The sequence below is a fragment of the Sphingomonas sp. PEI4 genome, assembly GCF_056679955.1.
Genome location: NZ_CM155258.1, coordinates 2,234,847 through 2,258,337, shown reverse-complemented (window position 1 = coordinate 2,258,337; position 23,491 = coordinate 2,234,847). Strand labels below are relative to the sequence as shown.

Genomic DNA, 23,491 nt, shown 5'->3' with positions numbered 1-23,491 from the left:
GAACGACTCTCAATAGCGAGCCCCAAACAATAAGGGGTTTCGCATGTCCGGTTTCTCGTCGCGCTCATCCGCTGCGCCTGCATTTCTGGCGCTTTCGTGCGTAGGATTTATCGCCAGCGCGCCAGCCTATGCCGCCGATCGCCCGGCAGAGGCGGCCACGGTTCACGCTACGGACGATCAGGATAAGCAGCTCGAGCGGGACGAGATCGTCGTCAACGGCAAGAGCGTTCCAGCAACGACGCTGGAAAGCCCGAAGGCTACCCGCAGCCTGCTCGACACGACCCAGACCGTCACGATCATCGGCGACCAGACGATCCGCAAGCAGAACCTGCTCACCTTGCGCGACGTGCTCCAGACTATTCCCGGTATCACCTTTGGCGCGGGCGAAGGCGGCGGCGGTTACGGCGACAGCATCAACCTGCGCGGCTATTCCGCTAACAACGACATCACGATCGACGGCGTCCGCGACAGTGCGCAGTACAGCCGCAGCGAGACGTTCAACCTGCAGCAGGTCGAGGTCTATAACGGCGCGAACAGCGTGTTCGGCGGCGGCGGATCGGTCGGCGGCACGATCAACCTCGTGACGAAGCGCCCGCAGGCGGAGACGCTTACGGTCGTGTCGGGCGGCGTCGGCACCGACGATTATTACCGCACCACGCTCGACTCGAACGTCCGCGTCAGCGATCTGGTCGCGGTCCGCCTCAATGCGGTCGCGCACAAGAACGACATTCCCGGTCGCGATGTCGAATATAACAAGCGCTGGGCCGTCGCACCCTCGCTGATCGTCGGCGTCGAAGGGCCGACCAGCCTGACGCTGCAATATCTGCATCAGGAGGACGAGAATGTCCCGGTCTACGGCGTGCCGTATTTCCGTAACGCGGTGAACAACGGCCCGCTGCCGGGCGCCGACAATTCTGGCTATTACGGCATCCGGAACCTCGACAAGCAGGACATCACCGTCGATCAGGCAACCGCGACGGTCAGCCACAGCTTTTCCGACAAGGTCTCGATCCGCAATTTGAGCCGGTGGCAGCGCGTCCAGCAGGATTCGTTGACCAGCGCCCCGCAGGGTGTGTTCTGCCTGTCGACCGGGTTCCAGCCGTTACCGCTGACCAACGTCGCGACCACGCCACTCACATGTGCGGCTGGCCAGGCCACACCCGGTTCCTATTATCCGAGCGGCCCGCGCGGTTTCGTCCGAAACCAGGAAAACCAGATCCTCTATAACCAGACCGATCTCCGCTCGGTCTTCGATACCGCCGGGCTTGAGCACACGCTGGTGCTCGGTGCGTCGGTGTCGCAGGAGGATTACACCATCGTCACGGGCAACACGCTGCGTACCACGACCGGTGCGACGGTCGCCCAGCCACCGATCAACCTCGCCAACCCGAACACGGACTACACCGGCGCATTCAACTTCATCCAGGCCGGCCGTTCGCAAGGCACCACCAGCAACGCCGCCGTCTACGCGTTCGACACGATCAAGGTGATCCCGCAGATCGAGGTCAATTTCGGCCTGCGCTACGAACATGCCAAGGGCCGCTTCCGCGCTGATACCTTCTCGGTCGTGCCCGACGCGACGCTCGGCACCTACACGCGCGGGCTGAATCAGACGAGCGACGAGACGCTGTTCTCATACCGCGGCGGCATCAACTTCAAGCCGATCGAGACGGTCAGCCTCTATGCCTCGTACGGCAATTCGACCACGCCGACGTCTGCGACCGTTCGTCTCGGCTGTGGGACGCTAATCAATGCCCCCGCGGGCCAGGTGGACCCGTGCGATGTAAATCCGGAAAAGGCGGTGAACTACGAACTTGGCGCGAAGGCGGACCTGTTCTCGCGCAAGCTGCAACTTACCGCGGCCGTGTTCCGTAACGAGCGAACCAACTACCGCGTCGCCACGAACGACCCGATCGTCACGACGCTAGGCGTCAACGACGGCCGTTCGCGCGTCGACGGCATCGCGCTGGGCGCGAGCGGCAGCATCTCGCACGCCTTCTCGATCTTCGCCAACTACACGTATCTGAAGGCAAAGATCATCCAGAGCGTATCGAACTTCTGTCTCGCCAATCCAGGGCCGGTCCGTACGACCGTCGGTACGGTCACGACGACGACCAACGCGTGCGGCAACTCGGCCGCGATCCTCGATACGCAGGCGGGGCAGGCGCTCGCTAATACGCCTAAGCATTCGGGCAGCCTGTTCGCGACCTACACGCTCCCGTTTGGCCTGCAGCTCGGGTACGGCCTGACCTATCAGGGCGCGTTCCCGTTGAACCAGAGCGCCTTGGCCACCCCTCTCGCACCGACGACGGTCGTGACGCCGGTGTTCCGCTCGGCGGACTATCTGACGCATCGCGCGTTCCTGTCCTACACGGTGGGCAACGGGCTGACCGCGCAGCTCAACGTGCAGAACTTCACCAACGAGAAATACTACACCGGCATCCGCAACAATGGCTGGGCGACGCCGGGCGAGGCGCGCTCGGTACGGTTCACGCTGTTCTACAGCCTGTGAGGCTCGGCGGCGGTACAGGGCGTTTGCCGGTATCGCCGCCGCATTCTAGAGTGATGCCATGTTGATCGCGATCCCCGATGTCCTCGATGCGGCCGGTGTCGCGCATGTCCGCAGGCTGATCGACCAGGCCGAGTGGATCGACGGTAATGCCACCTCAGGGCCGCAAAGCGCGCTCGCCAAGCGCAACGAACAATTGCCCGAGGATTCGGCGGCCGCGCGCGAGGCGGGCGGGATCGTGCTCGACGCGCTCGGGCGATCGGCCTTGTTCGTCGCCGCGGCGCTCCCTCTGAAAGTGTTCCCGCCGCTGTTCAACCGCTACGCCGGAGGCCAGGATTTCGGACTGCACGTCGACAATGCGATCCGAATGAAGCGCGGTACCGATTTTCGTATCCGCAGCGATCTCTCCGCAACGCTCTTCCTCGACGATCCCGCGACGTACGACGGCGGCGAACTGGTGATCGAGGATCAGTTCGGGCCGCAAAGCGTCAAGCTGCCCGCGGGGCACATGGTGGTGTATCCGGCGTCGAGCCTGCACCGGGTGACGCCGGTCACGCGGGGGGTACGCACCGCGTCGTTCTTCTGGTTGCAGTCGATGGTGCGTGACGATGGCGCGCGACGGATTTTGTTCGATCTCGATCAGGGCGTGCAGGCGGTGGCAGCCGCGCAAGGGCAGGGCGATCCGGCAACCGTGCGGCTGACCGGCGTGTATCACAACCTGCTGCGGCGCTGGGCGGACGCCTGACCCACGATTGACGCGCGGCGATCTGCCTGCGACGCCCGTGCCAACAGGGCGGAGTGATGGGCGAATGAGCAAGCTGGCGATGCGAAGGGCGTGGTTCCAGGTCCACAAGTGGATCGGGCTGATCCTGGCGATCTTGATCATCCCGCTGTCGCTGAGCGGCGCGGCGCTGGTGTGGCATGACGCGCTCGACCGGATCGTCGATCCGGCGCGCTACGCGGTGACCGGCAAGACGGTGGTTGGGCCCGACAGCTATGTCGCGGCGGCGCGGGCGGTGCTGAAGCATGGCGAGCGGATCGCGACGCTGACGATGCCCGACGACGGCGGCCCGGTGGTCGTCGCGGCGAGCCCGGCCAGCGCGCCGACCCGGCCCGGTCCGCCGCAGCGAACGATGGTCTATCTCGACCCACCGACCGCGCGCGTGCTGGAGGTGTCGCCGTCGAACGGTGGGCTCGTGCGGTTCCTTCACGTGCTGCACGGGAGCCTGCAGCTGCCCGGCATCGGGCGCTCGATCGTCGGCTGGATCGGCGTGGCGATGATGGTGTCGTGTTTCACCGGGCTGTGGCTGTGGTGGCCGACGATCGGCAAGTGGACGCGCGGGTTGCGGTTCCGGCGGCACCGCGATGTCGAGACCAACCTGCACCACCTGTTCGGCTTCTGGATCGCGCTGCCGTTGTTCGTATTGTCGTTGACTGGCACTTGGATCTCGTTCCCGCAGTTCTTCGGGAAGCTCACGGGGGAGGCCTCGCGGCCGAGGGGCGGTCCCGATCGCGGGGCGATGATGCGCGCACGGCCGCTGGCGGCGCCCGCGCAACCGCTGGCTGTGGCGATCGGCAAGGGGCGGGGCATCGTCGACAACGCACCGTTGCTGAGTGTTGCGTGGCCGACCGACCTCAGTGCGGACTGGACGGTGACGTTTCAGGGCAGGGGCACGCCGATCGGGGTGAAGGTCGCGGACGATACCGGCGGCGCGACCGCGGCACCCGCGCGGGCTCAGGGTGGCGTGGCGCGGTGGATGCGGCGGATCCACGATGGTAGCGACATGGGTGCGCTGTGGCAGGGGATCATTTTCATGGGCGGGATCCTGCCGGCCGCGCTGGCGGTGACCGGCGTGATCATGTGGTGGCGCGCGCGGAGGTGGAAGGCGGACCTGGCGGCGCGGCGGGCGGCATAAGCTTCCCTCGCCCCTTCGAAGAGAGGGAAGGAGGAGCACTCGCGACGGAAGGGTGAGGGGCGGTTGGGGTTAACGGCCCGAGCATCATTCCCCTCACCCTCCCACACGCAAATGCGCGCGGGCCCCTCCCTCTCCCCGAAGGGAGAGGGGCAGCAGTTACCGCCCCAGTAACACGCGCGCTTGGCCGGCGATCTGCGCCAGCATCGCCGCATTCGGCACAGCCGCATGACGCGCGCGGTCGATGACCGCCTTGAACTGCGCCACCCGCGTTGCGTTCGCCGTCAGCCAAGCCTCCACCGCGCCCTGCGGATCCTGCGCACCGCGTCGCGCCAGGAACTCCAGCCGCAACTGCTGGAAGTCGCGCGCGAGGCCGGCGATTAGCAAACGCTCCCACGGATCGGTCGGGCTGATCCGTGCCGCGTTCGCCTGCGCCCAATCGAGCCCGAGCGCCTGCCCGAGATGCGTGAACGCGCGCGTGAGGACCGCCTCGTCGAGCGCCATCCGTTCGCCGAGATCGGCAAGCCCGACCGCGCCGTCCATCTCGAACAGCCGAACCACCTTCCGCACCAGATCGCCGGGCGCGCCGACCGCTTCGAGCTGCCCCGCGATGCGGCTGCTCTGCGCACTCGCTTCCTCGAGCAGCAACGCCGCGGTCTGGCTGTCGAGCTGCGTGATGCCCTTCGCCAGCCGCGCGAGCACGTCGCCCGGTGCAGTCCCCGGTGCCGAAACCCGCAACAGATCGGCGATCTGCGAGCGCGTCGCGACCGCCACCTCGTCGAACAACGCGATCCGCGCCGCCTCGGGCATCACCGCCGTCTCGATCTCCGCCCACAAGTCCGGCAGGTCGAACAGGCGCTCGGCGACGACAAACATCGCCGCGATATCACCCATCGCCGCGCCTTCCTCTTCCGCCAGTTCGAACGGGTAGAGGATGCCCAATCGGTTGACGATCCGGTTGGCGAGCTTGGTCGCGACGATCTCAGGCCGCAGCCGGTGCTCGTCGATCGCCGTCGCGAAACGCTCGCGCATCGCCGCAGGGAAGGCGGCATGCAGGTCGGGCTTCAGCGCGTCGTCCTTGGCTATGTCGCCCTGCTCGATCGCATCCTGCAACCCGAGCTTGGCAGTCGCCAGCAGCACCGCCAGTTCAGGACGCGTGAGGCCCAGCCCATCCTGTCCGCGACGGAGCAGGATGTCGTTCGACGCCAGCCCCTCGACCGCACGATCGAGCCGGCCTGCGCCCTCGAATATCTCGATCACGCGGACATAGCTCGGCATCGCCACGGCCCCGTCGGCCTCGGCGATCGACAGCGCCAGCGTTTGAAGGCGGTTATCCTCCAGCACCAGATGCGCAACGTCGTCGGTCATGCTCGCGAGCAGCGTATTGCGGTCCTCGTACTCCAGCCGCCCCTCGATCATCTCGCGGTTGAGCGCGATCTTGATGTTGACCTCGTTATCCGAGCAATCGACGCCCGCCGAATTGTCGATGAAGTCGGTATTGATCCGCCCGCCCCGCGCGGAGAACGCGATACGCGCCGCCTGCGTGACGCCCAGGTTCGCACCCTCGCCGATCGCAATCACGCGCAGATCCTCGGCATTGACGCGCAGCCGGTCGTTGGCAGGATCACCGACCGTGACGTTCGCCTCGGACGCGGCCTTCACATAGGTGCCGATGCCGCCGAACCAGAGCAGGTCGGCCGGCGCCTTGAGGATCGCCGAGATCAACGCGCCGGGCTCCATCTCGCTCGCGGTCACGCCGAGCGCGGCCTGCACCTGCGGCGACAGTTTCACGACCTTGTCGGTGCGCGCGAACACGCCGCCGCCCTTGGAGATCAGGCTGGCGTCGTAGTCGGCCCAGCTCGACCGCGGCAGCGCGAACATGCGGTTGCGTTCGTCCCAGCTGGCCGCCGGATCGGGATCGGGATCGAGGAAGATGTGGCGGTGATCGAATGCGGCGATGACCTTCAGCGTCTTCGACAACAACATGCCGTTGCCGAACACGTCGCCCGACATGTCGCCGCAGCCGACGACGGTGATGCTCTCGCTCTGCACGTCGAGGCCACGCTCGGCGAAGTGTCTCTGGACGCTCAGCCACGCGCCCTTGGCGGTGATCCCCATCGCCTTGTGGTCGTACCCGACCGAGCCACCGGAGGCGAACGCGTCGCCCAGCCAGTATCCGCGTTCGAGCGCCAGCGCGTTCGCCACGTCGCTGAACGTCGCGGTGCCCTTGTCCGCCGCGACGACGAAATACGGATCCTCTCCGTCGAGGATCGTCACGCCGTCCGGGTGGACGACCTTGCCCTCGACGATGTTGTCGGTGATCGACAGCAAGGTGCGGATGAATATCCGGTAGCTCTCGGTGCCCTCGGCCAGCCAAGCATCGCGATTGGACGGGGTAGGGAGCTGCTTCGGATAGAAGCCGCCCTTCGCGCCGGTCGGCACGATGACCGCGTTCTTGACGCGCTGCGCCTTCATCAGCCCGAGGATCTCGGTGCGGAAATCGTCGCGACGGTCAGACCAGCGCAGGCCGCCGCGTGCGACCGGGCCGGCGCGAAGGTGGATACCTTCGACGCGAGGTGAGTAAACCCACACTTCGCGCCACGGCACCGGTGCGGGAAGCCCCGGTATCAGATGGCTGTCGAGCTTGAACGCGAGCGCTTCCGACGCGGCCGGCGTGAACGCGTTGGTGCGCAGCGTCGCCGCGATCAGGTTGCGATACGCGCGCAGGATACGGTCGTCGTCGATCGCGGTGACCGCGTCGAGCCCGGCTTCGATCGCCTGATCCGCTTCGATCGCATTACCCGGGTGCTCCGGATGGTGGACCGCGGTGAAGCGCGCGATCAACGCCGCGGCGACCTTCGGTGCACGTCGCAACGCATCGACCACGGTGGTCAGCCCGTACGGAAGCCCCGCCTGGCGGAGATACCGGAACCACGCGCGGAACAGCACGATGGCCTCGGGACGCATGCCGAGTTCGACGATCAGCCGGTTGAATGCATCGTTCTCGGCTGCGCCCTCCAGCACCGCCGCGATCGCGCCTTCCAGGATGCTCGCGTCGCTCTGTTGCGCGGCGGCGTTCGCCTCCAGCACGAAGTCATGCACGAACGGCACGCTGTCGTCACGCAACCGCGTCGGCAGTTCGCCGATCACGCGGAAACCGAAATTCTCCAGCACCGGTACGGCGTCGGACAGCGGCAACGCGCCGCCGAGCTTGTAGATCTTCAGCTGCGGATCGGCGCCGGCTTCGCTGGGCACGAGACGCACACCACGCGCGTCCGGGTCGGTCAGCGCTGCGATCCGCTGGATATCTTCGGCGGCCTCGGCAGGCGTGCTCAGGTTGCGGTAATTCTGCGGGAACGCGGCCGCCCATTTCAGCGCAAGCCGTGCGGCGCGCGCTGGCGGCAACGTCTCGATCAAGGCCGCCTCGACGTCCGATACCCAGCCGCGCACCATCCGCTGCAACCGCAGCGCAAGCGGCGCGACGTCGGGCATCCGCCCCTCGCCGCGCAGGTCTAGCGTGTAGCGGATCATCGCGACTTCGCCGTCCTCCAGCGCGATCGACCAGTTGAGGACGCTCGCGTTCGCCGCCTCCGCCAGCATGTCGCCGATCGCGACCCGGCGGGTGTTGGTGACGTCGTCGCGCGGCAGCCAGACGAACCCGAACAGGTGACGACCCAGCGCCGATTGAACCAGTACGAGCGCGGGCCGCGGCCGATCCGCGAGACTCATCGCGGTCAGCGCGAGGTCCTCCAGCGCATCGGGCGCGAACGCGATCACCAGATCGTGCGGAAGCGCGGTGAACGCATGCGTCAGCGCCTTGCCCGCATGACCGCGCGGATCGAACCCGAACTTCGCCTTCATCGCGGCCAGGCGCGTACGCAATACCGGCACGTCGCGCGGCATCGCGGCCAGCGCGGCGCTGGTCCACAGGCCGCTGTAGATCGACAGCCCGGCGACCGTGGCGCCTTCCATCACCGGCACGACGACGAGGTCGAGCGGCACGGCGCGGTGCACGGTCGAGATCAGATTCGACTTCAGCAACAGCGGCGCGTCGTTACCCGCCTCGAACCACTCGATCGCCAGCGCACGCGAGGCGGCGGCGAGGATAGGCACGCGGTGTTCGTTGCGCGCGATGCCGAGCGCGGCGTGGCCGCTCCCGTCGCGGTGCCAGATCTGGTGCCCGAGCAATGTCAGATGCCCGTTGAGGAACCACTGCAACAGGGCCGCGCCCTCGCCCTCGGGCAGCGTCGCGATATCGTCGTCGAGCGCGGCCTGCATGGCGCGCCAGTCGGTCACCGCCGCGCGGACATCAGCCAGCACCGCGGTCAGATCCTCGATCAGTCCGCGACGGTCGCGCGCATCGGCGCGCTCCATCTCGAGATAGATCATCGATTCGGGGCGGCCCGCGCTTTGCCCATCGGCGTCGATCGCGTGCAGCGTGCCGTCGGGCGCGCGCGTCGTGCGGACGACGGGGTGGATGATCCGATCGACCGCGATGTCCTGCGCGCCGATCGCCGCAGCGATCGAATCGACCAGGAACGGCATGTCGTCGTTGACGATCGCGAGGCGCATCCGCCGTCGCGTGTCGTCGGCGCTGATCGGCTCGATCGCGATCGCCGGCGCACCGTCGTCGCGGTGCGCGGCGGTCGCGGCGACGAACGCCGCGGCCTGCGCGACCTCGCTCTCACCGAAGTTCCTGAGTTCGCCCGGAAGGGCCCGTTCGGTCAACCGGCCCGCAAGGGTCTCGGTGAGCGTCTTCAACGATTGGTTCGCCATAGGTCAGGGCCTATGCGCCCGCTATTCGGCTATCTCAACCCTTGTGGCAGGTGCGAAGGGATATGCTGCGACGCACCTAAACCGCGCTACGTTCAGCGTCCGCGATTACGGTAAGGTCACCGCCGAACCCGTCGAGAAAGCTCGGCAGTCCTCCAGTCGGCACATGGTGGCGCCGCGCATGCAGCAGGACCGCGGCGAACTCAGCCAGTCGCACCGCGCCGAACGCCGGGCCGAACACGAGCGTGACGATCTGTGTCATCATGCCCGCCTCATCGGGAAGGCATGCCGCGGACCACAGGGCCGCATATGCGTCGCCTTCGTGTTCGGCTGACACGGCAAGGTCGTGCGCCCGCCCCAGCGCCTGGTGAAGCGCAGCGCGGCTTCGCGTCTCGGCGTCGCGGGCCTGCACAGCGCTCTCGCGGGCCATCGCCAGCTGATCGCCGAGCGGTCCGGTGATGACGTTCGCGGGCAGCGGCTCGTCCGATAGGATTGCCTGCACGAACGGTGTCTGCACCGGCGGCGCGGACGGTTCGGTGTCGAACCCGCCGCTCGGGCCATCGGCCCATATCTGCGCCACGTCGGACGGCGCGGGTGGGGTCGCGTTGAAGGAGGCATGGAGTTCGGCCGACAGCGCCTCCAGCATGTCTGCGTCCGCGAGTTCTTTCCAGTTGATGACGCCGTAGATGAAGTCGATCGAGTCGCCGCTCGACGAGAACGGCATCAGGATACCGCGGTACAGCGTCGTTCGGCCGCGGCTGCTGACGAACTCCGCCTCGAAGCCGATTGGCGCGCGGTTGGCGATGATCTGGAGGTAATGGTCGGTGAGGCGAGAGAGAAGCGAGCGGCTTGGCACGTCGGCGATGGTCGCGATCGGCCCTTCCAGCCCGCATTCCTCGCGCAGCGCGCGGCCGAGATACGCGATCTTCGGGTCGCCCATGCCGCGGCTGAAATCGAGCAGCACGCTATGCGGTCCGAAATCGGTGATCGTCTCGGGTTCGAGGTTCGCGATCGACGGGTAGGGGCGACCGTTCAACAGCGACACCCAGTGGTTGTAGGCGCGGACGTGCATCCGCCGCTCGTCGCCACCTAGATCGAACATCACGTCATTGACGCCGGCATCGGCCATATCACGCAGGAACGCCGTCTTGGCGCCTACTCCCCCGTGCTGCCCATCACTACGGAGCCCCATCGGCCCGTCGCCCAGCTCACAAACTCGATCCATGCCGACTGGCCCCCAAAGTCACCGTTATACGCTACACCCCCTTGGTGAACGACCGGTAAACACGCAAACCGCTTGTCAGCGCAAAAAAGCCCTGTTAAGCGCCGCCCCCTCGACCGGATACATCCAACGTCGAGCCGCTTTAGCTCAGTTGGTAGAGCATCGCATTCGTAATGCGGGGGTCACAGGTTCGAGTCCTGTAAGCGGCACCACCCTTCTTTAAGTTACATAACGTTGGTCAGCAGTATGTTTCCTACGGGAGGCGGTCTAGCTAGGCTATTCGTTTGGGTCCTACGTGGGGCGCTTTGGGTAGGAAGTCGTGGCTATGCTTCGCTTGATCTGTGCCTCTGCGTTGGCTGGACTATTGGCTGTGACCCCCGCATCGTCCCAAACCGTGCTCGTGCCCGATCGGCAGCTTCTCGTGGGCAAGTACCACTTCGAAGAGGAAGGCATCGCGGTCGACGTCAGCCTGAACGCGGACAGCACCGCCGTCTACAGCGTCGGAGGCAGCGTGGGCATTCGCGCGGAGGGCACCTGGGACGTGCGGGGCGACAGGATTCACATTTTCAACAAGCCTGGACCGGTCAAGCTGGCGCTGGCGGGGGCGCCCACGCGTGACCCAAGTGTCGCCTTGCGAGTCGTTGCGCAGTTACCGGACGGTTCGCCTGCTGAAGGCCTTGCGGTGACGTGGCCCAACGCCGCCGGGTTGTTCTACATGAGCGACGGCAAGAACGAGACTAGGCTGGAAGAGGGGCCGGTCACCGGGGAGGTGAGCATCGAGCGAGAAGCCGACAGCAAGGGGCTGGCGACGTTCGTCATGAAAGCCGGCGGACCGAACAGCTACCGGTTCACCTACCACCCGAGCGACGTTGAGCCGTTCGACTTTCAGGCAAAAGCGTTGGACGCGAAGGCGGATGTGCTGGAGGTTGAGCTCGGAAGTGCGTCTGCGAAGCTGCAACGCGTTCGGGACTGAAACCCTTAAGCGACGGCGCCTACTTTGGCACTTCCACAAGGGAGCGGCGGCGGTTGAGGCTGAACTGTCTTTCCGGTGGGTAGCTGTTTGGGGCCTGCTTGGGGCGCTTTGGGCAGGAAACGGGCGCAACCCGCGCTATACCTGCGGAACATGGCGCTGGCGTCGCTGCCGGTCAGACTGTCCGTGGAGAACTGGCTGCCGGCGCTCGCAGAAAGATCAAGGTTGTCCTTCGTTAGGTTCAGCGAGCGGTTCTCGCGTTTTGAAGAAGATGCACCGTTCTTCAACGTCTACCCTCATAAGAAACTCGTTCTCGACCATGCGCTCAACGGCGCTCCGAGAGGTAGTCGCTCCGTCGATACTAATCTGCCAGTAGTAAGGATCAATATACTCAAACTGCAACCCTTTCGCCGCCGACACAGTGCCGCTGAAAATCGTTTCGCCGGTAGCACGGTGAAGATAGGACAGCTCAATCTCGTCCTCATCTATGCGCTTCCGCAATAGGCGAATCTCCTCATTCAGATTTGAGCTCGCCGTCTCGCCCACTTCGAGTTCTGCGTCTCTCGCTTCTTCGTCCGGCGAAACTTGTTCATCATCCGGGACGGTGGCGGCAGCATCGGGCGTCAGTCCCTGAAACAGCGCGTGGACCTCGTCACGGGTCACTACGATCAAGCTAGCTGCGAGCGAGAGGCACAGCGCGGAGTACCCTTCTTCCGCACTGCTAGGCAGTCCGCGTCCGCGTTCGGGATGCCCGCCGCCGAGGCGATAGAACGACATCGGAAGCGCGTGAACGTGAGTCGAAAAAAGTATGTAGAGCCATCGGAACGTCTCCGCTGGCAAACCCGCACGCTCTAGAAGTGTCTCCAGCGGGAAAAGGTACGCGGTTTGGCCGTGTAGTAGCTTTTTGTGGCGCTTCAGATCGAGCGAAAGGAAGAAAGGGTTTTGTCTAAGCCTTTCTCGTAGTTCTTCGGCTTGAACCTGTAATCCCACGACCTCGTCCTGATTTCCCTGGGCGTCAAAAAGTCGTATCCGGGAGACGCAATCGTGCAGGTTAAACAGGTTCCAGCGGCAGTCCCATTCACCCTTTGAGCAGGGGTCCGTGCACAAGTAATGGAACGCTGCACGTAACTCCAGTATCGTTCGCGCGATGCCCGTCATCGACGCATAATCCCAATGCTCGATCTTTTTCTCTGTCCAAGAGGAGTGTGGGGCCAGATTAAGCAGGCTGACTCCGCGCGTGATCATCGCGACGAAGAGTACAGAGGCATAAAAGTGGCGCCCTTCAGGTGAGGGTATGCCGGCGTAGCGTCTCGATACCCAGATACATTCACGAACAACGTTGTCGAGAAGGTCAAGCGACTCGACGTACTGCTCCGTTGGCTCGGAGCCCCAATCGCCAGCATCAATCACTGCCTGCAAATCTGGAGGTTCGGTTTCGGTCATATTCTCGATCGTCCTGCGTTGGAGTATGCCGCACGGCCTATGGCTCGTACGTTTGCTATTTTTGGAAGTTGGCAAACCCGGTGGCAAGAGCGTTGCCGCGGGCTGAATTCACAAGGCGGGCATCGGGCGCTACCGTGTTGCCGAACGATTTGGACGCCGCTTAATGAAAGTCTTCCTCAGCTATCCTTCGGAACACGTGGAGACGGCGCGTGCGGTAAAAAACTTTGTTCGCTCAGTCGGCATCGAGTGTTGGTTCGATAAGGACGATCTGATTGCAGGTGAAGATTGGGATCGTGCAAGAGGTATTGCGCTTGGAAATGCAGAAGTTGTCGTAGTTCTGTGCGCTGCGCAAACGACCGAGCGCAACGGTGTATATCAGCGTGAAATTAATGAAGCACTTAGGCATCAGAACGACAAGCGGCTTGGTGTTGTCTACATTATTCCGATGCGTATTGACGAATCGTCATTGCCCCCCGAGTTAGCGCGCCTTCAGTATGTAAATCACTTTGAGTTGACGTGGCGGCGGAGCTTCGCTGCGGGTCTTGCGCGTGCGGTCACGGAACAAGGTGAGGAAATACCTGCTACTCTTCGGGTAGCGGCGGCGCAACCAGACGAAGGTGGGATAATACCACATGAGATATCTGAAAATTTAGCGCGAGGAACGATTCAAGCAGATTGGCTAACCTATGCCCAGGACGGAGATTACTGGGATTTTGTCAATGGGCTCATCCGGGTCCGCGCATTAGGTGGTTTGTACGAAGCGCGACGTCAATTGGCTGAATGGTGGCAACCATCAGGCTCAATGTGGGAGCTGCACCTCTCCGAGTTCTACCGTAAGGGGCAGCTCGTCTCGTTAAAAATTTCAACTTTTAGCTACTTCTCAAATTCTGCCTATCCGAATTACGGGATACAATCAATTAATATTCTAGGCGAGAACGCCGGTGTAGTCACGGCAACCGACATCTTTGAAGCTACGGAGGACGGTTTGAGGTTTCTCACCGACTACGTCAACCTCGATTTGCGCCGTCAATACGGGCGCACCGAAGATAAAGTTGATATTAGCTACTACGCTGACGTATACGGCTGGAACCTCTTTGATCATTTTAATTTCAATGAGGCGGGTATGCAACTTAACCTTTCTTCTATGTCAGGGCTCCCGCATGTCTTGGGTCAGCAAGAGGTTTATCTGCCGTGGCAGCACGTTGAGCCATTCCTGACCAAAACCGCAAAGCGGATACTTTTAGGATCGGAATAGCAAGTCCGAGGCGGTCAAGGTAATCTGGTGAAGGTTAGGTCACCGGACGACCATCAAGGTATGGAGCAGGTGGGGGTGCCAAGGAGCCTTGGGCAGGAGGCAAATGACCGGCTACTTGGGTAGTCTCCGTCCGCACGCGAAAAGTCACGTTGCGGCCGCCACGTTGCCGTAGACCTTACAAAAACTCTCCACGAGGTTAATTCGGTTAGGTAGAGCAGCCGGATGCGCTAGGTTTTGTTTCGTTCAAATTCTAGATCATACCTACGAAAGTTGTAGATCGATTTTTGCCAGCGTTCCGTTGGTGTCTCCTACGTATAACGAGCCGCGATGGTATAGCGGTGTCATACAAATCCCACCACGGGGAGGTTCACCCGGCAGTAGATCAAAAGTGGTACTATCCGTTCTAAGTTTATTCATATCTACTACGGTGTTCTCTCCGAGAGCTGTCGATATTGACACCGATGCTATAAGCTTAAGCGAGTGTACGTCAACAAATGAGACAACTCCATCCACCCGGCTAATAGCTATCAATCCCGGTGCAACTTCTACCGGAGATGACCATTGTTGAAAAACCTCCTGACCTACGGCCACGGAAGAAAGGTATTGGCCCGAGTTAAGATCAAAAATGTCTAACCCCTTCGAATACGCAAAGGCACACACTACTTTGTTTTCGCAGATGAGCGGAATGCTGCGACAATTTCCGAAATACCGATTTTTCGCGGTTGGCTCGGTCCATCGGATAGTGCCGTCCGCCATGTTTATGCAGGTCAAGGCAGCGCCATCGTAGTAGGTATCGCGCGCGAAACCGAACACCGCACTGGTGGCGGCCACTGCGGGCGATGAGTGAATGACTCCAGTTGCTCGAGCACTTTCAGCACTGCTAAACGGCGCATAATCGGCAAAGGCCAATCGCGTAGTCCGCCGGTACAACATGTCAAATTTGAGAAGCATACCGGCTTCCGTGGCAATCAGCAAAGATCCCAGTGGATCACTGCTGACAACGATAGGATTAGCCCTGACTTCCTGATGGAGGTGAGCAATTTTGCTAAAAAAACCGTCTCTCACGTTTAGTTCGAGCATCTCCCCAGAGTGGGTGATTAGTAATGCGCTATCGTCTCGTAACGTCGCAGCCCTCATTGGTTTGGCAAGGACTCGCCCCGGCAGTTTCCGCACCCACAACTGATTCCCAGTTTCCGGATTAATGCCATATATTGATCCACTGTCACACGGCGCGATCAACGTGCCAGCCAGTAGCGCGATTTCATTAACATCAGAGTCGGTAGGGGCAAACCAGAGGATTTTGCCGGTTGCTGAGTCTACGCATCGGACGCCGTCCAGTTCGTCCGAGACATTCCATTCAGAACCGGATGTGCCGAAAAACAACCTATCCGTGCTAAATAGAACATTATTTCGACTTTGAAGCGAAGAGACCTGAACTGTCCAAGCTATACGCGGCTTCATGATATCGCCCTCAATTCCACGGCCTAGTCAGCGCGTCCACAAAACGGGGAAGGCCAATTTCAAATACGTTGGTCCACTGCAAGTCACCCAGCGCAACATTGCCAACGACCAGCTGAGGAACGTTACAAGGCTCCTTCAGTATCGGTATCGCAAATCTCCTACCAGGCGGCATATCGCCCATTTTTTGTAGCGCTAACCGAAACTCTCTTTGCACGTACCCAACTTTTTCAACGCTTATTGGGGACAGTATGAGGATCATGCGATCCGCTTCGGCGATTTCCCGTCCAAGGGCGATACGCCAATCTTCACCTGGCTGCAGTCCGTCTAAATCATAGGGTGAAGGCGGCTTGTCCATCCAAGGCCTAAATCCGGCAGCGCGAAGTGCCATGTAAAGTTCGCCGGCAAAATCATGATCTTCTTTCGCATACGATACAAATATGCGTGGGTGGTCCACGTGTGCTGGCGTTGGCATGGGGCAACTGTCTACACTTTAGCTTCGTCGCGCAATGGGTGCCACGCTCGCCACCGAACGGTACATATAGCAACGAAAGCTATCGTCCCGCCGCCGAGGCATTAGGGCAGGAGCGCAGTGCGATGGCCAACTCCTTTGAGATTCGACAGTCGTTGCAGCCATAGTTGGCTCTAGATCCGATTATCAAGGATGTAAGGCGCGAGCGCGCGAAATTAGGTATCTTATATGGAAGGTCCACCTACGGGCATTTCCAGCAGCAGCTTCGGTTCGATCCCAAGCGCGTCCGCCAGTCGCCCCAGTGCTCGCACAGAGGGGTTCCGGGTGCCGCGTTCAAGATCGCTCACGTAGCTACGTTCCATACCAGCATCGAGCGCCAGCCGCTCCTGCGACATACCTTTCAGCTTCCGATGATGGCGCACGTTCGCGCCGAGAAGCTGCACCACATCCATACTTGGGTGTGACCGGAGACCCGCGTCTGGGTCTGTAGACCAATCGTGTCAATTTCGCTTGCCCTGCCGATCGAGGCGGGGAACGATCCTTTCAACAACAACGGGAGAACAACATGAACGTCAAAATGTCAGTGCTGACCGTCAGCGCTTTCGCCGCCCTCGCAGGCTGCACCCATCCCGCTGACGTATCTCATCCTCTGACCGAGGTTGCCGATAAGAACGCCCACTTCACCCTCAAGGACACTGCCAAGGGGTTCAGCGTCGAAGTTCGTTACTCGCGCTACCAATTCGTCCCTGAGGCTGATGCTCTGATGGTGGCGTGCCGATCGCTTGTGACGGCCCGCGCCTACGATGAAGCCAAAACCCGCGGTCGCGAGATCGAGCCGATCAACGAACAGACCATCCGTGTCTCGACCGGCCGCAACATCATCAAGGCCCGTACCGCCTGCCGTGCGTTCGCCGAAGCCAACTGGAAGCGCTGAGCATGGAGTACGAGTACAAGGTCATCGACGTAGCCGATGGCGCGATAAGCTCTGTGCTGCTGGGCGATGGCCGCATCGAGACAGCGGTGCTCCAGGCCTACATCAATGCCCTCGCTGCCGAAGGGTGGCGCATGGTGTTCATGGAGAAGGTCCAGCAACGCTACATGCTGACCAGCGATCGCGAGACGCTGATGGTCACGTTCGAGCGTCGCGTCCCGGAAGATCAACGGGAGGCCCGTGCTGCCCGCGTCATCGATGACGTCATCGCGGCGGAGGACGGTGCCAAACGAACTGGTCGTAGGGCCGCATCTGGCGTGCTGGGGCTGGGTCTCGGCGCCGCCGCTATCGCAGCTATCATATCAAACGAATAAGCGGGGGTATCACATGGACATGAGCACACGCGTTGCCGCGCGAAGGGCTGAACTGGAACGCCAGCAGCAATATGAAAAGGTCGCCGTCAAAGAGCAGAAACAGGCCGCTCATCAAGCGGACATGGGTGTCGTTCTTGACGAGTTATTACCTCAAGCGGCGGCTGATGGCGTGACGCTGAAGCGGGATGGAGATGGGTTAGCGCTGATCGAAGAGCCGGCGCCGCTGGCTGACGTTGAAACGATGAAGCAATCGGAAGTGCAGCGGCTGTTCAAGTCAGAGTCCCGCAAACGCTGGACGCCAAAAGAAAACTGGATGTTCATCGGTCCGATGTGCGTGGGATTGATTGCGTTGGTGCTGAACCCCGTGATCGGCATACTAATCCTGGGCTTTGGTTTTTGGCGCATGACCGTCGCCAATGAGAAACACGATAGGTCGGTTCACGTTCAGTATCCAACACTGTTCGAAAACGTGAAGCTGAGAAAGTCCCTAAAGCTGTTCTGACCGGCGGCACCGCCAACCGGTAGCCTATTATCAATCTGCCCAACGGCCTCTGCGATCAGTTCGCGGGGGCCTTTTTTTATAACTAAATCAGGAGATGATATATGTTCTCACTTGTCACACGTGCCGCCGTTGAGGCCGCCATTCGAAACACCTCGCTTGATGCGGAGCTGCGCAACCTCCTCACTATCCGCGCAACGCAGCTAGAAGACGATACCGAACCGGACATCGAACTCGGCGATCTCGCCCACTTCCACGCCGTCGAGGCTGGAGACGGGATGATAGAGGTAAAGGCGGCTCTCGGGTTCGCTGCCGACATCAACCTCGTGGACGGCATTGCGTTCGGCCATCCCGATTTCGTCCCGTCATGGGAGTGGATCGAACACCACGACGGCTACTTCGAACTGGCCTTCGTGCTGTCCGATGATGGCTTCGGGCACATTCTGCTCATCCCTGACCAGCTCGGCGTCGACCCGCGGCTTCTGGCCCTCTGCAAATCTTACGCATCCTGACCGGTCCAACCAAAACCCGCCGCATCCAGCGGCATCGCAGCATCCTTCGGGGTGCTTTTTTAATGTCTGAAGGAAGCCACCATGCTCTCACTCCACGATGAAGCAACGACGCAGGCCGCTTTGGCACTGCCGATCAGTTCCCACCTACGCGATCTACTGACTACCCGGATTATCCACTACGCAGCCGCCGAGTTGGGTTCCCTGACGCATATTGTCGTGGTCCAACCGGGCGATACTGCCGCCGTCATTATGCGGGAGATCGGTCTTTATCCGACAACCAGCCCCATCGACGGTGCCCATTTCGGATCGACGGACTTCCACCCCTTCTGGGACAGGCTGCAAGACGAGGGCGGCTGGTTCGAGATGATCGTGACGGTAGGTGATTCCGGCTTCGCGTACATCCTACTGATTGAGAATGCCGAAGGGGCCGATCCCGACCTCCTCGCCTTATGCAACGCTTATGTCACCAAAGGGAGCAAACCATGAAAATCGTTGGGATGCTGCTACTCGCTGGGATCGTCCTCAGCGTCCTTCAGATGGCGCTATCAGTCCTGCTCGTCCTGGGCTTGATCGGCCTCGTTGTTGGGATATTGCTTCGTCCGGCTGAGACGTTCGGCCTGCTCGCCTTCGGCATGCTTGCCGGCCTTCTAAAGACGCACCCGATAGGATGCATCTGGATTGCCAGCTTGACGCTCATCATGATGATGCTGAAGCGCGACCGGTCAGTGATCACGCGTCCGCCAGTTCGCGTTCAGCTCAGGCAACAAACGAATGGTGCCGTACTTCCGGGGGTGGGGGGAGGGGGCGGCAACCCAAGCCATCGCTAGATTGGCGACATCATTAGGCATTGAGCAGCAACTGGGTCGGGTGGGGGGAGGGGGAGGCAAAAACAAAACCTCGCTACCTATCACCGACGGCAGCCACACTTGCCACTAACCGGTAACTGCCTCTTCGTCCCTCCATCGGCAGCACGGGTCGCGCCGAGTAAGCGGTCAGATTAAGATCTTGGCGGTTGGTGATGCGGTAGCATCCGCTTCAGACAGGTCCGTTCGCCGTACACATATCACAGCGAGATCGACGGTTAGCATCCGCGTACCAGCAAAATTTCTCGCGGCATGAACCTTTCGGCCGTCTGAGCATTATGTCCGCGTTGGCTAGTCGCTATCCCGATGAGGACCGGTTAATCGCCACGGCACTATTAGCTTTTTAAGCGCCCTCTTCAGTTGTCCGCTCCGGCGGATGTGAACCCGCGCACTGCTAATAGCTTTCACCCTACATAATTTGAACTCGGCTCGACCAAGTTTCGCAGCCGAAAGCCGTGAGAGTTTTATGGATAGCGTTCAAGCCAGAGCCCCAACTATGTCCCACCATGTATGCCCTGCGGACATTAATATTGATGTCAGTGGTACTGGAACCGTACCGATCCAAGTGCCTGAGGATCAAATCGCTACGACCGAGGCATCGCAGGCGCTCGCAATCGGACAGCAGGTAACGGGCAAGGTGTCGAGGATAAATCGACGATTGGAAGCGAGTGAATTTCCCGATTGTCCCGTTGGAGCATCAAGTCACCTGCCAACAACTTTAGAAAACCTGGATCATATCCTTCGAGGGTTCGGTATTAGCGTTAAATACAATCAGATAAAGAAGAAGATAGAGATCAATATACCAGACTTTGAAGGCACCTCAGACAATCGGGATAATTCTACCCTTACGGAAGTAACGAGTCTTGCTTCGTTGCATGGCCTATCCGTTGGCCAGATACCGTCCTACATTGAAGCCATCGGTGACCGGAATGCTTATAATCCGGTGGAAGATTGGATAATGTCCGTGCCGTGGGACGGATGCGACCGCTTAGTCGAATTTTGCGAAACGGTCGTTGCCCAAGATGACTTTTCAACGGAGCTGAAGAATACACTCATAGAGAAGTGGATGCTCAGTGCCGTAGCGGCGGCGCTCAGCAAGCATGGATTCTATGCGCGCGGTGTTCTCACGTTGCAGGGCGGCCAAGGTATAGGCAAGACGACCTGGGGAATGAAGCTCGTATCAGATCCGAATATGCGAGGTGAGTTCGTCAAGTTGGGTCATCATCTCGACGCGGGCAATAAGGACTCGGTGTTGGCGGCCATCACCCACTGGATTGTTGAGCTTGGTGAACTCGATAGCTCGTTTCGTCGAGACGTTGCTCGATTGAAAAGCTTTGTAACAGGCGACTTTGACAAAGTCAGGAGGCCATATGCTAAAGCGGAGTCTGAGTATGGTCGTCGTACTGTTTGCTTTGCGACGGTCAACCAGAAGAACTTTTTAGTAGACGAAACTGGAAATAGTAGATTCTGGACAATACCTGTGGTCAGTATCAATTATAAACACACAATTGATATGCAGCAGGTGTATGCTCAGCTTGCCGTAAGGTATAAAGACGGAATGAAATGGTGGTTGTCTGCTGCGCGGCGATGAAGGTGAGACAGCAGCGTCAATCAAGATGAGACTCCGTTTGGGGCTGTCGGCGTAGGGCGTAGCCCGGAGCCGACAGCCCCAAACGGAAGCCCTTTCGAAGGGCTTTGGTGGTCGTGACCGGCCTACATCTGGGCTTTTCCTTGGGGGAAGAGCGCAGGTGAGCGGTCGACACGTCAACGATCATCAAACGAGGCTCTTTATGAAACATCGTCAAAGCGACCCGGTGCCCGTGGCAGCGGCCAAGGCCGGTATCAGCCGGGCGACCGCCTATCGACTGCTCAAGGGCGGCAAACTCCCGTCCCAGAAGGCGGAGCCGCGAGGTCGGCGCCGACCAGACCCGCTGGCAGAGATCTTCGACACCGAGATTGTCCCACTTCTCCAGGCGGCTCCCGGCCTGCGGGCCGTTGCCATATTTGAGGAGATGCTTCGCCGGCATTCGGATCTGTCGCCCGGTATCCGGAGGACCCTGGAGCGGCGCATCCGGACATGGCGTGCGCGGCATGGTCAGGACCAGGAAGTCATTTTCCGTCAGACCCACGAGCCCGGCCACATGGGCCTGTCGGACTTCACCGATATGGGCGACCTCGATGTGCCCGTCACGGTCGCCGGCGAGCCGCTCAAGCATCTCCTCTATCACTTCCGGTTGGTCTGGTCGGGTTTCGAGCACGCCCATGTCATCCTCGGCGGCGAGAGCTATGTCGCCTTGGCCGAGGGACTGCAGAACGCCCTGTGGGCGGTAGGCGGCGCGCCACGCCTACACCGCAGTGACAGCCTGTCGGCCGCATTCCGCAATCTCGACGCTGACGCCAGAGTTGACCTGACGCGGCGATATGATGCGCTTTGCGAGCATTATGCGATGGAGCCGACGCGCAACAATCGCGGTGTCGCCCATGAGAACGGCGCTATCGAAAGCCCCCACGGCCATCTCAAATATGCCGTAAACGACGCACTGTTGATGCGCGGATCCGGCGACTTCGACGATTTGACCGCCTATCGCGCCTTCATCGACGAGATCGTCGCGCGCAAGAACCGACGCAACGCGGCTCGTATCGATGCCGAGCGCGCAACGCTGCAGCCGCTCCCGCAGCTTCGCACCGGCGACTATGAGGAGAGCATTGTCCCCGTCACCTCGACCAGCAGCTTCACGCTGAAGAAGGTCTTCTACACGGTCCCGTCGCGCCTCATCGGCCACAGGCTGAGGGTCCGCCTGTATGACGACCGCCTCGATATCTTCCTCGGCGCGACGCGTCTCATGACGCTCCGTCGCGGACGAACGCCCAGCGACGGCAAGCACGGACACGTCGTCGACTACCGGCACGTCATTCACAGCCTGCGGCGCAAACCTATGGCGCTGATGAACCTCGTCTACCGCGACCAGATCTTTCCGCGCGAAGCGTATCGCCGGACATTCGACCGTCTTATCGAACAACTGCCCGAGCGCGTCGCCTGCAAGATCATGGTCGAGTTGCTCTCGCTCGCGCATGAGCGGGGTTGCGAAGCAGAGCTGGCAGATGTTCTGGCAGCGGATCTGGACGCCAGGCGCCTGCCAGACCTCACGCAGCTACGAGCACGCTTCTCACCAGACCCGGCCAGCTTGCCGGTCGTCTCGGTGCAATTGCCCTCGCTTGCCGTCTACGACACTCTGCTGACGGGAGCGGCCGCATGAACCCCGCTGTCGACACCCAGCGCCTCGCATTCATCCTCAACGAACTGCGTCTGCCTGCCATCAAGCAGGCCTGGCTCCAGTTCGCTGAACGCGCCGACAAGGAGGCGTGGCCGGCCACCCGCTTCCTCGCCGCGCTCGCCGAGCATGAGATCGCCGAACGCGACCGGCGACGCATCGAGCGGCACCTGGCAGAAGCACGCCTGCCACCAGGCAAGACCCTCGACACCTTCGACTTCACCAACGTGCCGATGATCTCGAAGGCTCACATCATGGCGCTCTGCGCCGGCGACAGCTGGCTCGAGAAGGGGGCCAACCTCATCATGATTGGCGGACCGGGCGGCGGGAAGAGCCATCTCGCCGCTGCAATCGGCATGGCACTCATCGAGGCGGGCTGGCGCGTCCTGTTCACCCGTACCTCGGATCTCGTCCAGAAACTGCAGATCGCGCGCCGTGAGCTCGCCCTCGAAAGTGCGATCGCCAAGCTCGACAAATATCACCTGCTCGTGCTCGACGATCTCGCCTACGTCACCAAGGACCAGGCCGAAACCTCCGTCCTCTTCGAACTGATTAGCGCCCGCTACGAACGCCGATCAACCCTCATTACCGCCAACCAGCCATTCGGCGACTGGTCGCGCGTATTCCCTGACCCCGCCATGACGCTCGCCGCTGTCGATCGCCTCGTTCATCATTCCACCATCTTCGAGATGAACGTCGAGAGCTACCGACGCCGCGCAGCCCTCCAGCGACAATCAAGCTGAGACACCGTCTGTCGCGGAGCGGCGATCAAGACCAAAGTTGGCCTTGCATTGCCTGTCGCGCCGCGACAATCTCGCTCCCGTCACGGCCGCAGAGTCTCATCCTGATCGCCGCTACTGTCTCATCCAGATCGCCGCTCAATAGGTTGTCAGAGAGCGAAGAAGCTCTGCTGACTGCGAGCAATCTCAACTACCGCTCGGCGAACTCGATCCGCGACATCGTTTTGGATGCTCTTGACCTCTCTTTGGTCGGGGATGTTGGGAATGGATATATGTCCGCTAGCC

19 protein-coding genes, 1 tRNA gene and 1 pseudogene are annotated in these 23,491 nt (G+C 61.2%); 15 read left to right on the top strand and 6 right to left on the bottom strand.

The genetic code is table 11. From position 1 onward, the window contains the following. Positions 1-43: 43 nt before the first annotated feature. From AC1MLZ_RS10340 to AC1MLZ_RS10330, 3 genes are all read left to right on the top strand, one after another. Positions 44-2,512 carry a TonB-dependent receptor gene (locus AC1MLZ_RS10340; protein WP_480958376.1) on the top strand — a complete coding sequence of 823 codons (2,469 nt, stop codon included), beginning with the start codon at positions 44-46 and terminating at the stop codon, positions 2,510-2,512. Between the two features lie 58 nt (positions 2,513-2,570). Further along, the gene (locus tag AC1MLZ_RS10335; protein WP_480958375.1) at positions 2,571-3,254 is read left to right on the top strand and encodes a Fe2+-dependent dioxygenase; all 684 of its coding nucleotides are present in this window, start codon (positions 2,571-2,573) and stop codon (positions 3,252-3,254) included. A gap of 64 nt (positions 3,255-3,318) precedes the next feature. Next, a complete protein-coding gene (locus AC1MLZ_RS10330; RefSeq protein WP_480958374.1) occupies positions 3,319-4,425 on the top strand; it encodes a PepSY-associated TM helix domain-containing protein in 1,107 nt (368 codons plus the stop codon). Positions 4,426-4,581: 156 nt separating this feature from the next. On the opposite strand, the gene AC1MLZ_RS10325 is transcribed toward AC1MLZ_RS10330, so the two are convergent. Further along, positions 4,582-9,198: an NAD-glutamate dehydrogenase gene (locus tag AC1MLZ_RS10325; protein ID WP_480958373.1), complete on the bottom strand. Its 4,617-nt coding sequence runs from the start codon at positions 9,196-9,198 to the stop codon at positions 4,582-4,584. Positions 9,199-9,274: 76 nt separating this feature from the next. Next, positions 9,275-10,387, bottom strand: a complete 1,113-nt coding sequence (locus tag AC1MLZ_RS10320; protein WP_480958372.1) for a PAS domain-containing protein — start codon at positions 10,385-10,387, stop codon at positions 9,275-9,277. Between the two features lie 166 nt (positions 10,388-10,553). On the opposite strand from AC1MLZ_RS10320, the gene AC1MLZ_RS10315 reads away from it, so the two are divergent. Continuing rightward, positions 10,554-10,629: transfer RNA gene (locus AC1MLZ_RS10315), tRNA-Thr, on the top strand. A 158-nt stretch (positions 10,630-10,787) separates the two neighbouring features. Further along, positions 10,788-11,390, top strand: coding sequence for a hypothetical protein (locus AC1MLZ_RS10310; protein ID WP_480958371.1), 603 nt, complete (start codon positions 10,788-10,790; stop codon positions 11,388-11,390). A 216-nt stretch (positions 11,391-11,606) separates the two neighbouring features. On the opposite strand, the gene AC1MLZ_RS10305 is transcribed toward AC1MLZ_RS10310, so the two are convergent. Next, the gene (locus AC1MLZ_RS10305; RefSeq protein ID WP_480958370.1) at positions 11,607-12,830 is read right to left on the bottom strand and encodes a DUF5677 domain-containing protein; all 1,224 of its coding nucleotides are present in this window, start codon (positions 12,828-12,830) and stop codon (positions 11,607-11,609) included. A 163-nt stretch (positions 12,831-12,993) separates the two neighbouring features. Here AC1MLZ_RS10305 and AC1MLZ_RS10300 point away from each other — a divergent pair, with 163 nt between their 5' ends. After that, positions 12,994-14,085 carry a toll/interleukin-1 receptor domain-containing protein gene (locus AC1MLZ_RS10300; RefSeq protein WP_480958369.1) on the top strand — a complete coding sequence of 364 codons (1,092 nt, stop codon included), beginning with the start codon at positions 12,994-12,996 and terminating at the stop codon, positions 14,083-14,085. Between the two features lie 261 nt (positions 14,086-14,346). Here the strand turns inward: AC1MLZ_RS10300 and AC1MLZ_RS10295 are convergent, their stop codons facing one another. The 3 genes from AC1MLZ_RS10295 to AC1MLZ_RS10285 form a co-directional block, all read right to left on the bottom strand. After that, positions 14,347-15,546, bottom strand: coding sequence for an outer membrane protein assembly factor BamB family protein (locus tag AC1MLZ_RS10295; RefSeq protein WP_480958368.1), 1,200 nt, complete (start codon positions 15,544-15,546; stop codon positions 14,347-14,349). 10 nt (positions 15,547-15,556) lie between these two features. Further along, positions 15,557-16,018, bottom strand: coding sequence for a toll/interleukin-1 receptor domain-containing protein (locus tag AC1MLZ_RS10290; RefSeq protein ID WP_480958367.1), 462 nt, complete (start codon positions 16,016-16,018; stop codon positions 15,557-15,559). Between the two features lie 221 nt (positions 16,019-16,239). Beyond that, a complete protein-coding gene (locus AC1MLZ_RS10285) occupies positions 16,240-16,467 on the bottom strand; it encodes a helix-turn-helix domain-containing protein (RefSeq protein WP_480958366.1) in 228 nt (75 codons plus the stop codon). 113 nt (positions 16,468-16,580) lie between these two features. On the opposite strand from AC1MLZ_RS10285, the gene AC1MLZ_RS10280 reads away from it, so the two are divergent. The 9 genes and pseudogenes from AC1MLZ_RS10280 to istB all read left to right on the top strand — a co-directional run. After that, on the top strand, positions 16,581-16,949 hold the full coding sequence (locus AC1MLZ_RS10280; RefSeq protein ID WP_480958365.1) for a hypothetical protein: 369 nt from the start codon (positions 16,581-16,583) through the stop codon (positions 16,947-16,949). 2 nt (positions 16,950-16,951) lie between these two features. After that, complete coding sequence (locus AC1MLZ_RS10275; protein WP_480958364.1) at positions 16,952-17,320, top strand: DUF4177 domain-containing protein; 369 nt, start codon at positions 16,952-16,954, stop codon at positions 17,318-17,320. Between the two features lie 13 nt (positions 17,321-17,333). Next, positions 17,334-17,822, top strand: coding sequence for a hypothetical protein (locus AC1MLZ_RS10270; protein ID WP_480958363.1), 489 nt, complete (start codon positions 17,334-17,336; stop codon positions 17,820-17,822). A 101-nt stretch (positions 17,823-17,923) separates the two neighbouring features. Then, positions 17,924-18,331, top strand: coding sequence for a hypothetical protein (locus tag AC1MLZ_RS10265; RefSeq protein ID WP_480958362.1), 408 nt, complete (start codon positions 17,924-17,926; stop codon positions 18,329-18,331). Positions 18,332-18,412: 81 nt separating this feature from the next. Beyond that, a complete protein-coding gene (locus AC1MLZ_RS10260; RefSeq protein ID WP_480958361.1) occupies positions 18,413-18,817 on the top strand; it encodes a hypothetical protein in 405 nt (134 codons plus the stop codon). Then, positions 18,814-19,158, top strand: coding sequence for a hypothetical protein (locus tag AC1MLZ_RS10255; RefSeq protein ID WP_480958360.1), 345 nt, complete (start codon positions 18,814-18,816; stop codon positions 19,156-19,158). The genes AC1MLZ_RS10260 and AC1MLZ_RS10255 overlap by 4 nt, the downstream gene beginning before the upstream one ends. A 601-nt stretch (positions 19,159-19,759) precedes the next feature. After that, positions 19,760-20,785, top strand: coding sequence for a VapE domain-containing protein (locus tag AC1MLZ_RS10250; protein WP_480958359.1), 1,026 nt, complete (start codon positions 19,760-19,762; stop codon positions 20,783-20,785). A 157-nt stretch (positions 20,786-20,942) separates the two neighbouring features. Continuing rightward, positions 20,943-22,451 (top strand): IS21 family transposase, encoded by a 1,509-nt coding sequence (gene istA, locus AC1MLZ_RS10245; RefSeq protein WP_151989758.1) that lies wholly within the window; start codon positions 20,943-20,945, stop codon positions 22,449-22,451. Next, positions 22,448-23,203, top strand: a pseudogene (gene istB / locus AC1MLZ_RS10240) (IS21-like element helper ATPase IstB); the annotation flags it as partial. The gene istA and the pseudogene istB, both read left to right, overlap by 4 nt. Between the last annotated feature and the right edge of the window lie 288 nt (positions 23,204-23,491).

What these genes read in the sequence shown, in the direction of transcription:
- AC1MLZ_RS10340 (WP_480958376.1), top strand. Translation starts at nt 44, where the DNA reads ATGTCCGGTTTCTCGTCGCGCTCATCCGCTGCGCCTGCATTTCTGGCG.
- AC1MLZ_RS10335 (WP_480958375.1), top strand. Translation starts at nt 2,571, where the DNA reads ATGTTGATCGCGATCCCCGATGTCCTCGATGCGGCCGGTGTCGCGCAT.
- AC1MLZ_RS10330 (WP_480958374.1), top strand. Translation starts at nt 3,319, where the DNA reads ATGAGCAAGCTGGCGATGCGAAGGGCGTGGTTCCAGGTCCACAAGTGG.
- AC1MLZ_RS10325 (WP_480958373.1), bottom strand. Translation starts at nt 9,198, where the DNA reads ATGGCGAACCAATCGTTGAAGACGCTCACCGAGACCCTTGCGGGCCGG.
- AC1MLZ_RS10320 (WP_480958372.1), bottom strand. Translation starts at nt 10,387, where the DNA reads ATGGGGCTCCGTAGTGATGGGCAGCACGGGGGAGTAGGCGCCAAGACG.
- AC1MLZ_RS10305 (WP_480958370.1), bottom strand. Translation starts at nt 12,830, where the DNA reads ATGACCGAAACCGAACCTCCAGATTTGCAGGCAGTGATTGATGCTGGC.
- AC1MLZ_RS10300 (WP_480958369.1), top strand. Translation starts at nt 12,994, where the DNA reads ATGAAAGTCTTCCTCAGCTATCCTTCGGAACACGTGGAGACGGCGCGT.
- AC1MLZ_RS10295 (WP_480958368.1), bottom strand. Translation starts at nt 15,546, where the DNA reads ATGAAGCCGCGTATAGCTTGGACAGTTCAGGTCTCTTCGCTTCAAAGT.
- AC1MLZ_RS10290 (WP_480958367.1), bottom strand. Translation starts at nt 16,018, where the DNA reads ATGCCAACGCCAGCACACGTGGACCACCCACGCATATTTGTATCGTAT.
- AC1MLZ_RS10285 (WP_480958366.1), bottom strand. Translation starts at nt 16,467, where the DNA reads ATGGATGTGGTGCAGCTTCTCGGCGCGAACGTGCGCCATCATCGGAAG.
- AC1MLZ_RS10280 (WP_480958365.1), top strand. Translation starts at nt 16,581, where the DNA reads ATGAACGTCAAAATGTCAGTGCTGACCGTCAGCGCTTTCGCCGCCCTC.
- AC1MLZ_RS10275 (WP_480958364.1), top strand. Translation starts at nt 16,952, where the DNA reads ATGGAGTACGAGTACAAGGTCATCGACGTAGCCGATGGCGCGATAAGC.
- AC1MLZ_RS10270 (WP_480958363.1), top strand. Translation starts at nt 17,334, where the DNA reads ATGGACATGAGCACACGCGTTGCCGCGCGAAGGGCTGAACTGGAACGC.
- AC1MLZ_RS10265 (WP_480958362.1), top strand. Translation starts at nt 17,924, where the DNA reads ATGTTCTCACTTGTCACACGTGCCGCCGTTGAGGCCGCCATTCGAAAC.
- AC1MLZ_RS10260 (WP_480958361.1), top strand. Translation starts at nt 18,413, where the DNA reads ATGCTCTCACTCCACGATGAAGCAACGACGCAGGCCGCTTTGGCACTG.
- AC1MLZ_RS10255 (WP_480958360.1), top strand. Translation starts at nt 18,814, where the DNA reads ATGAAAATCGTTGGGATGCTGCTACTCGCTGGGATCGTCCTCAGCGTC.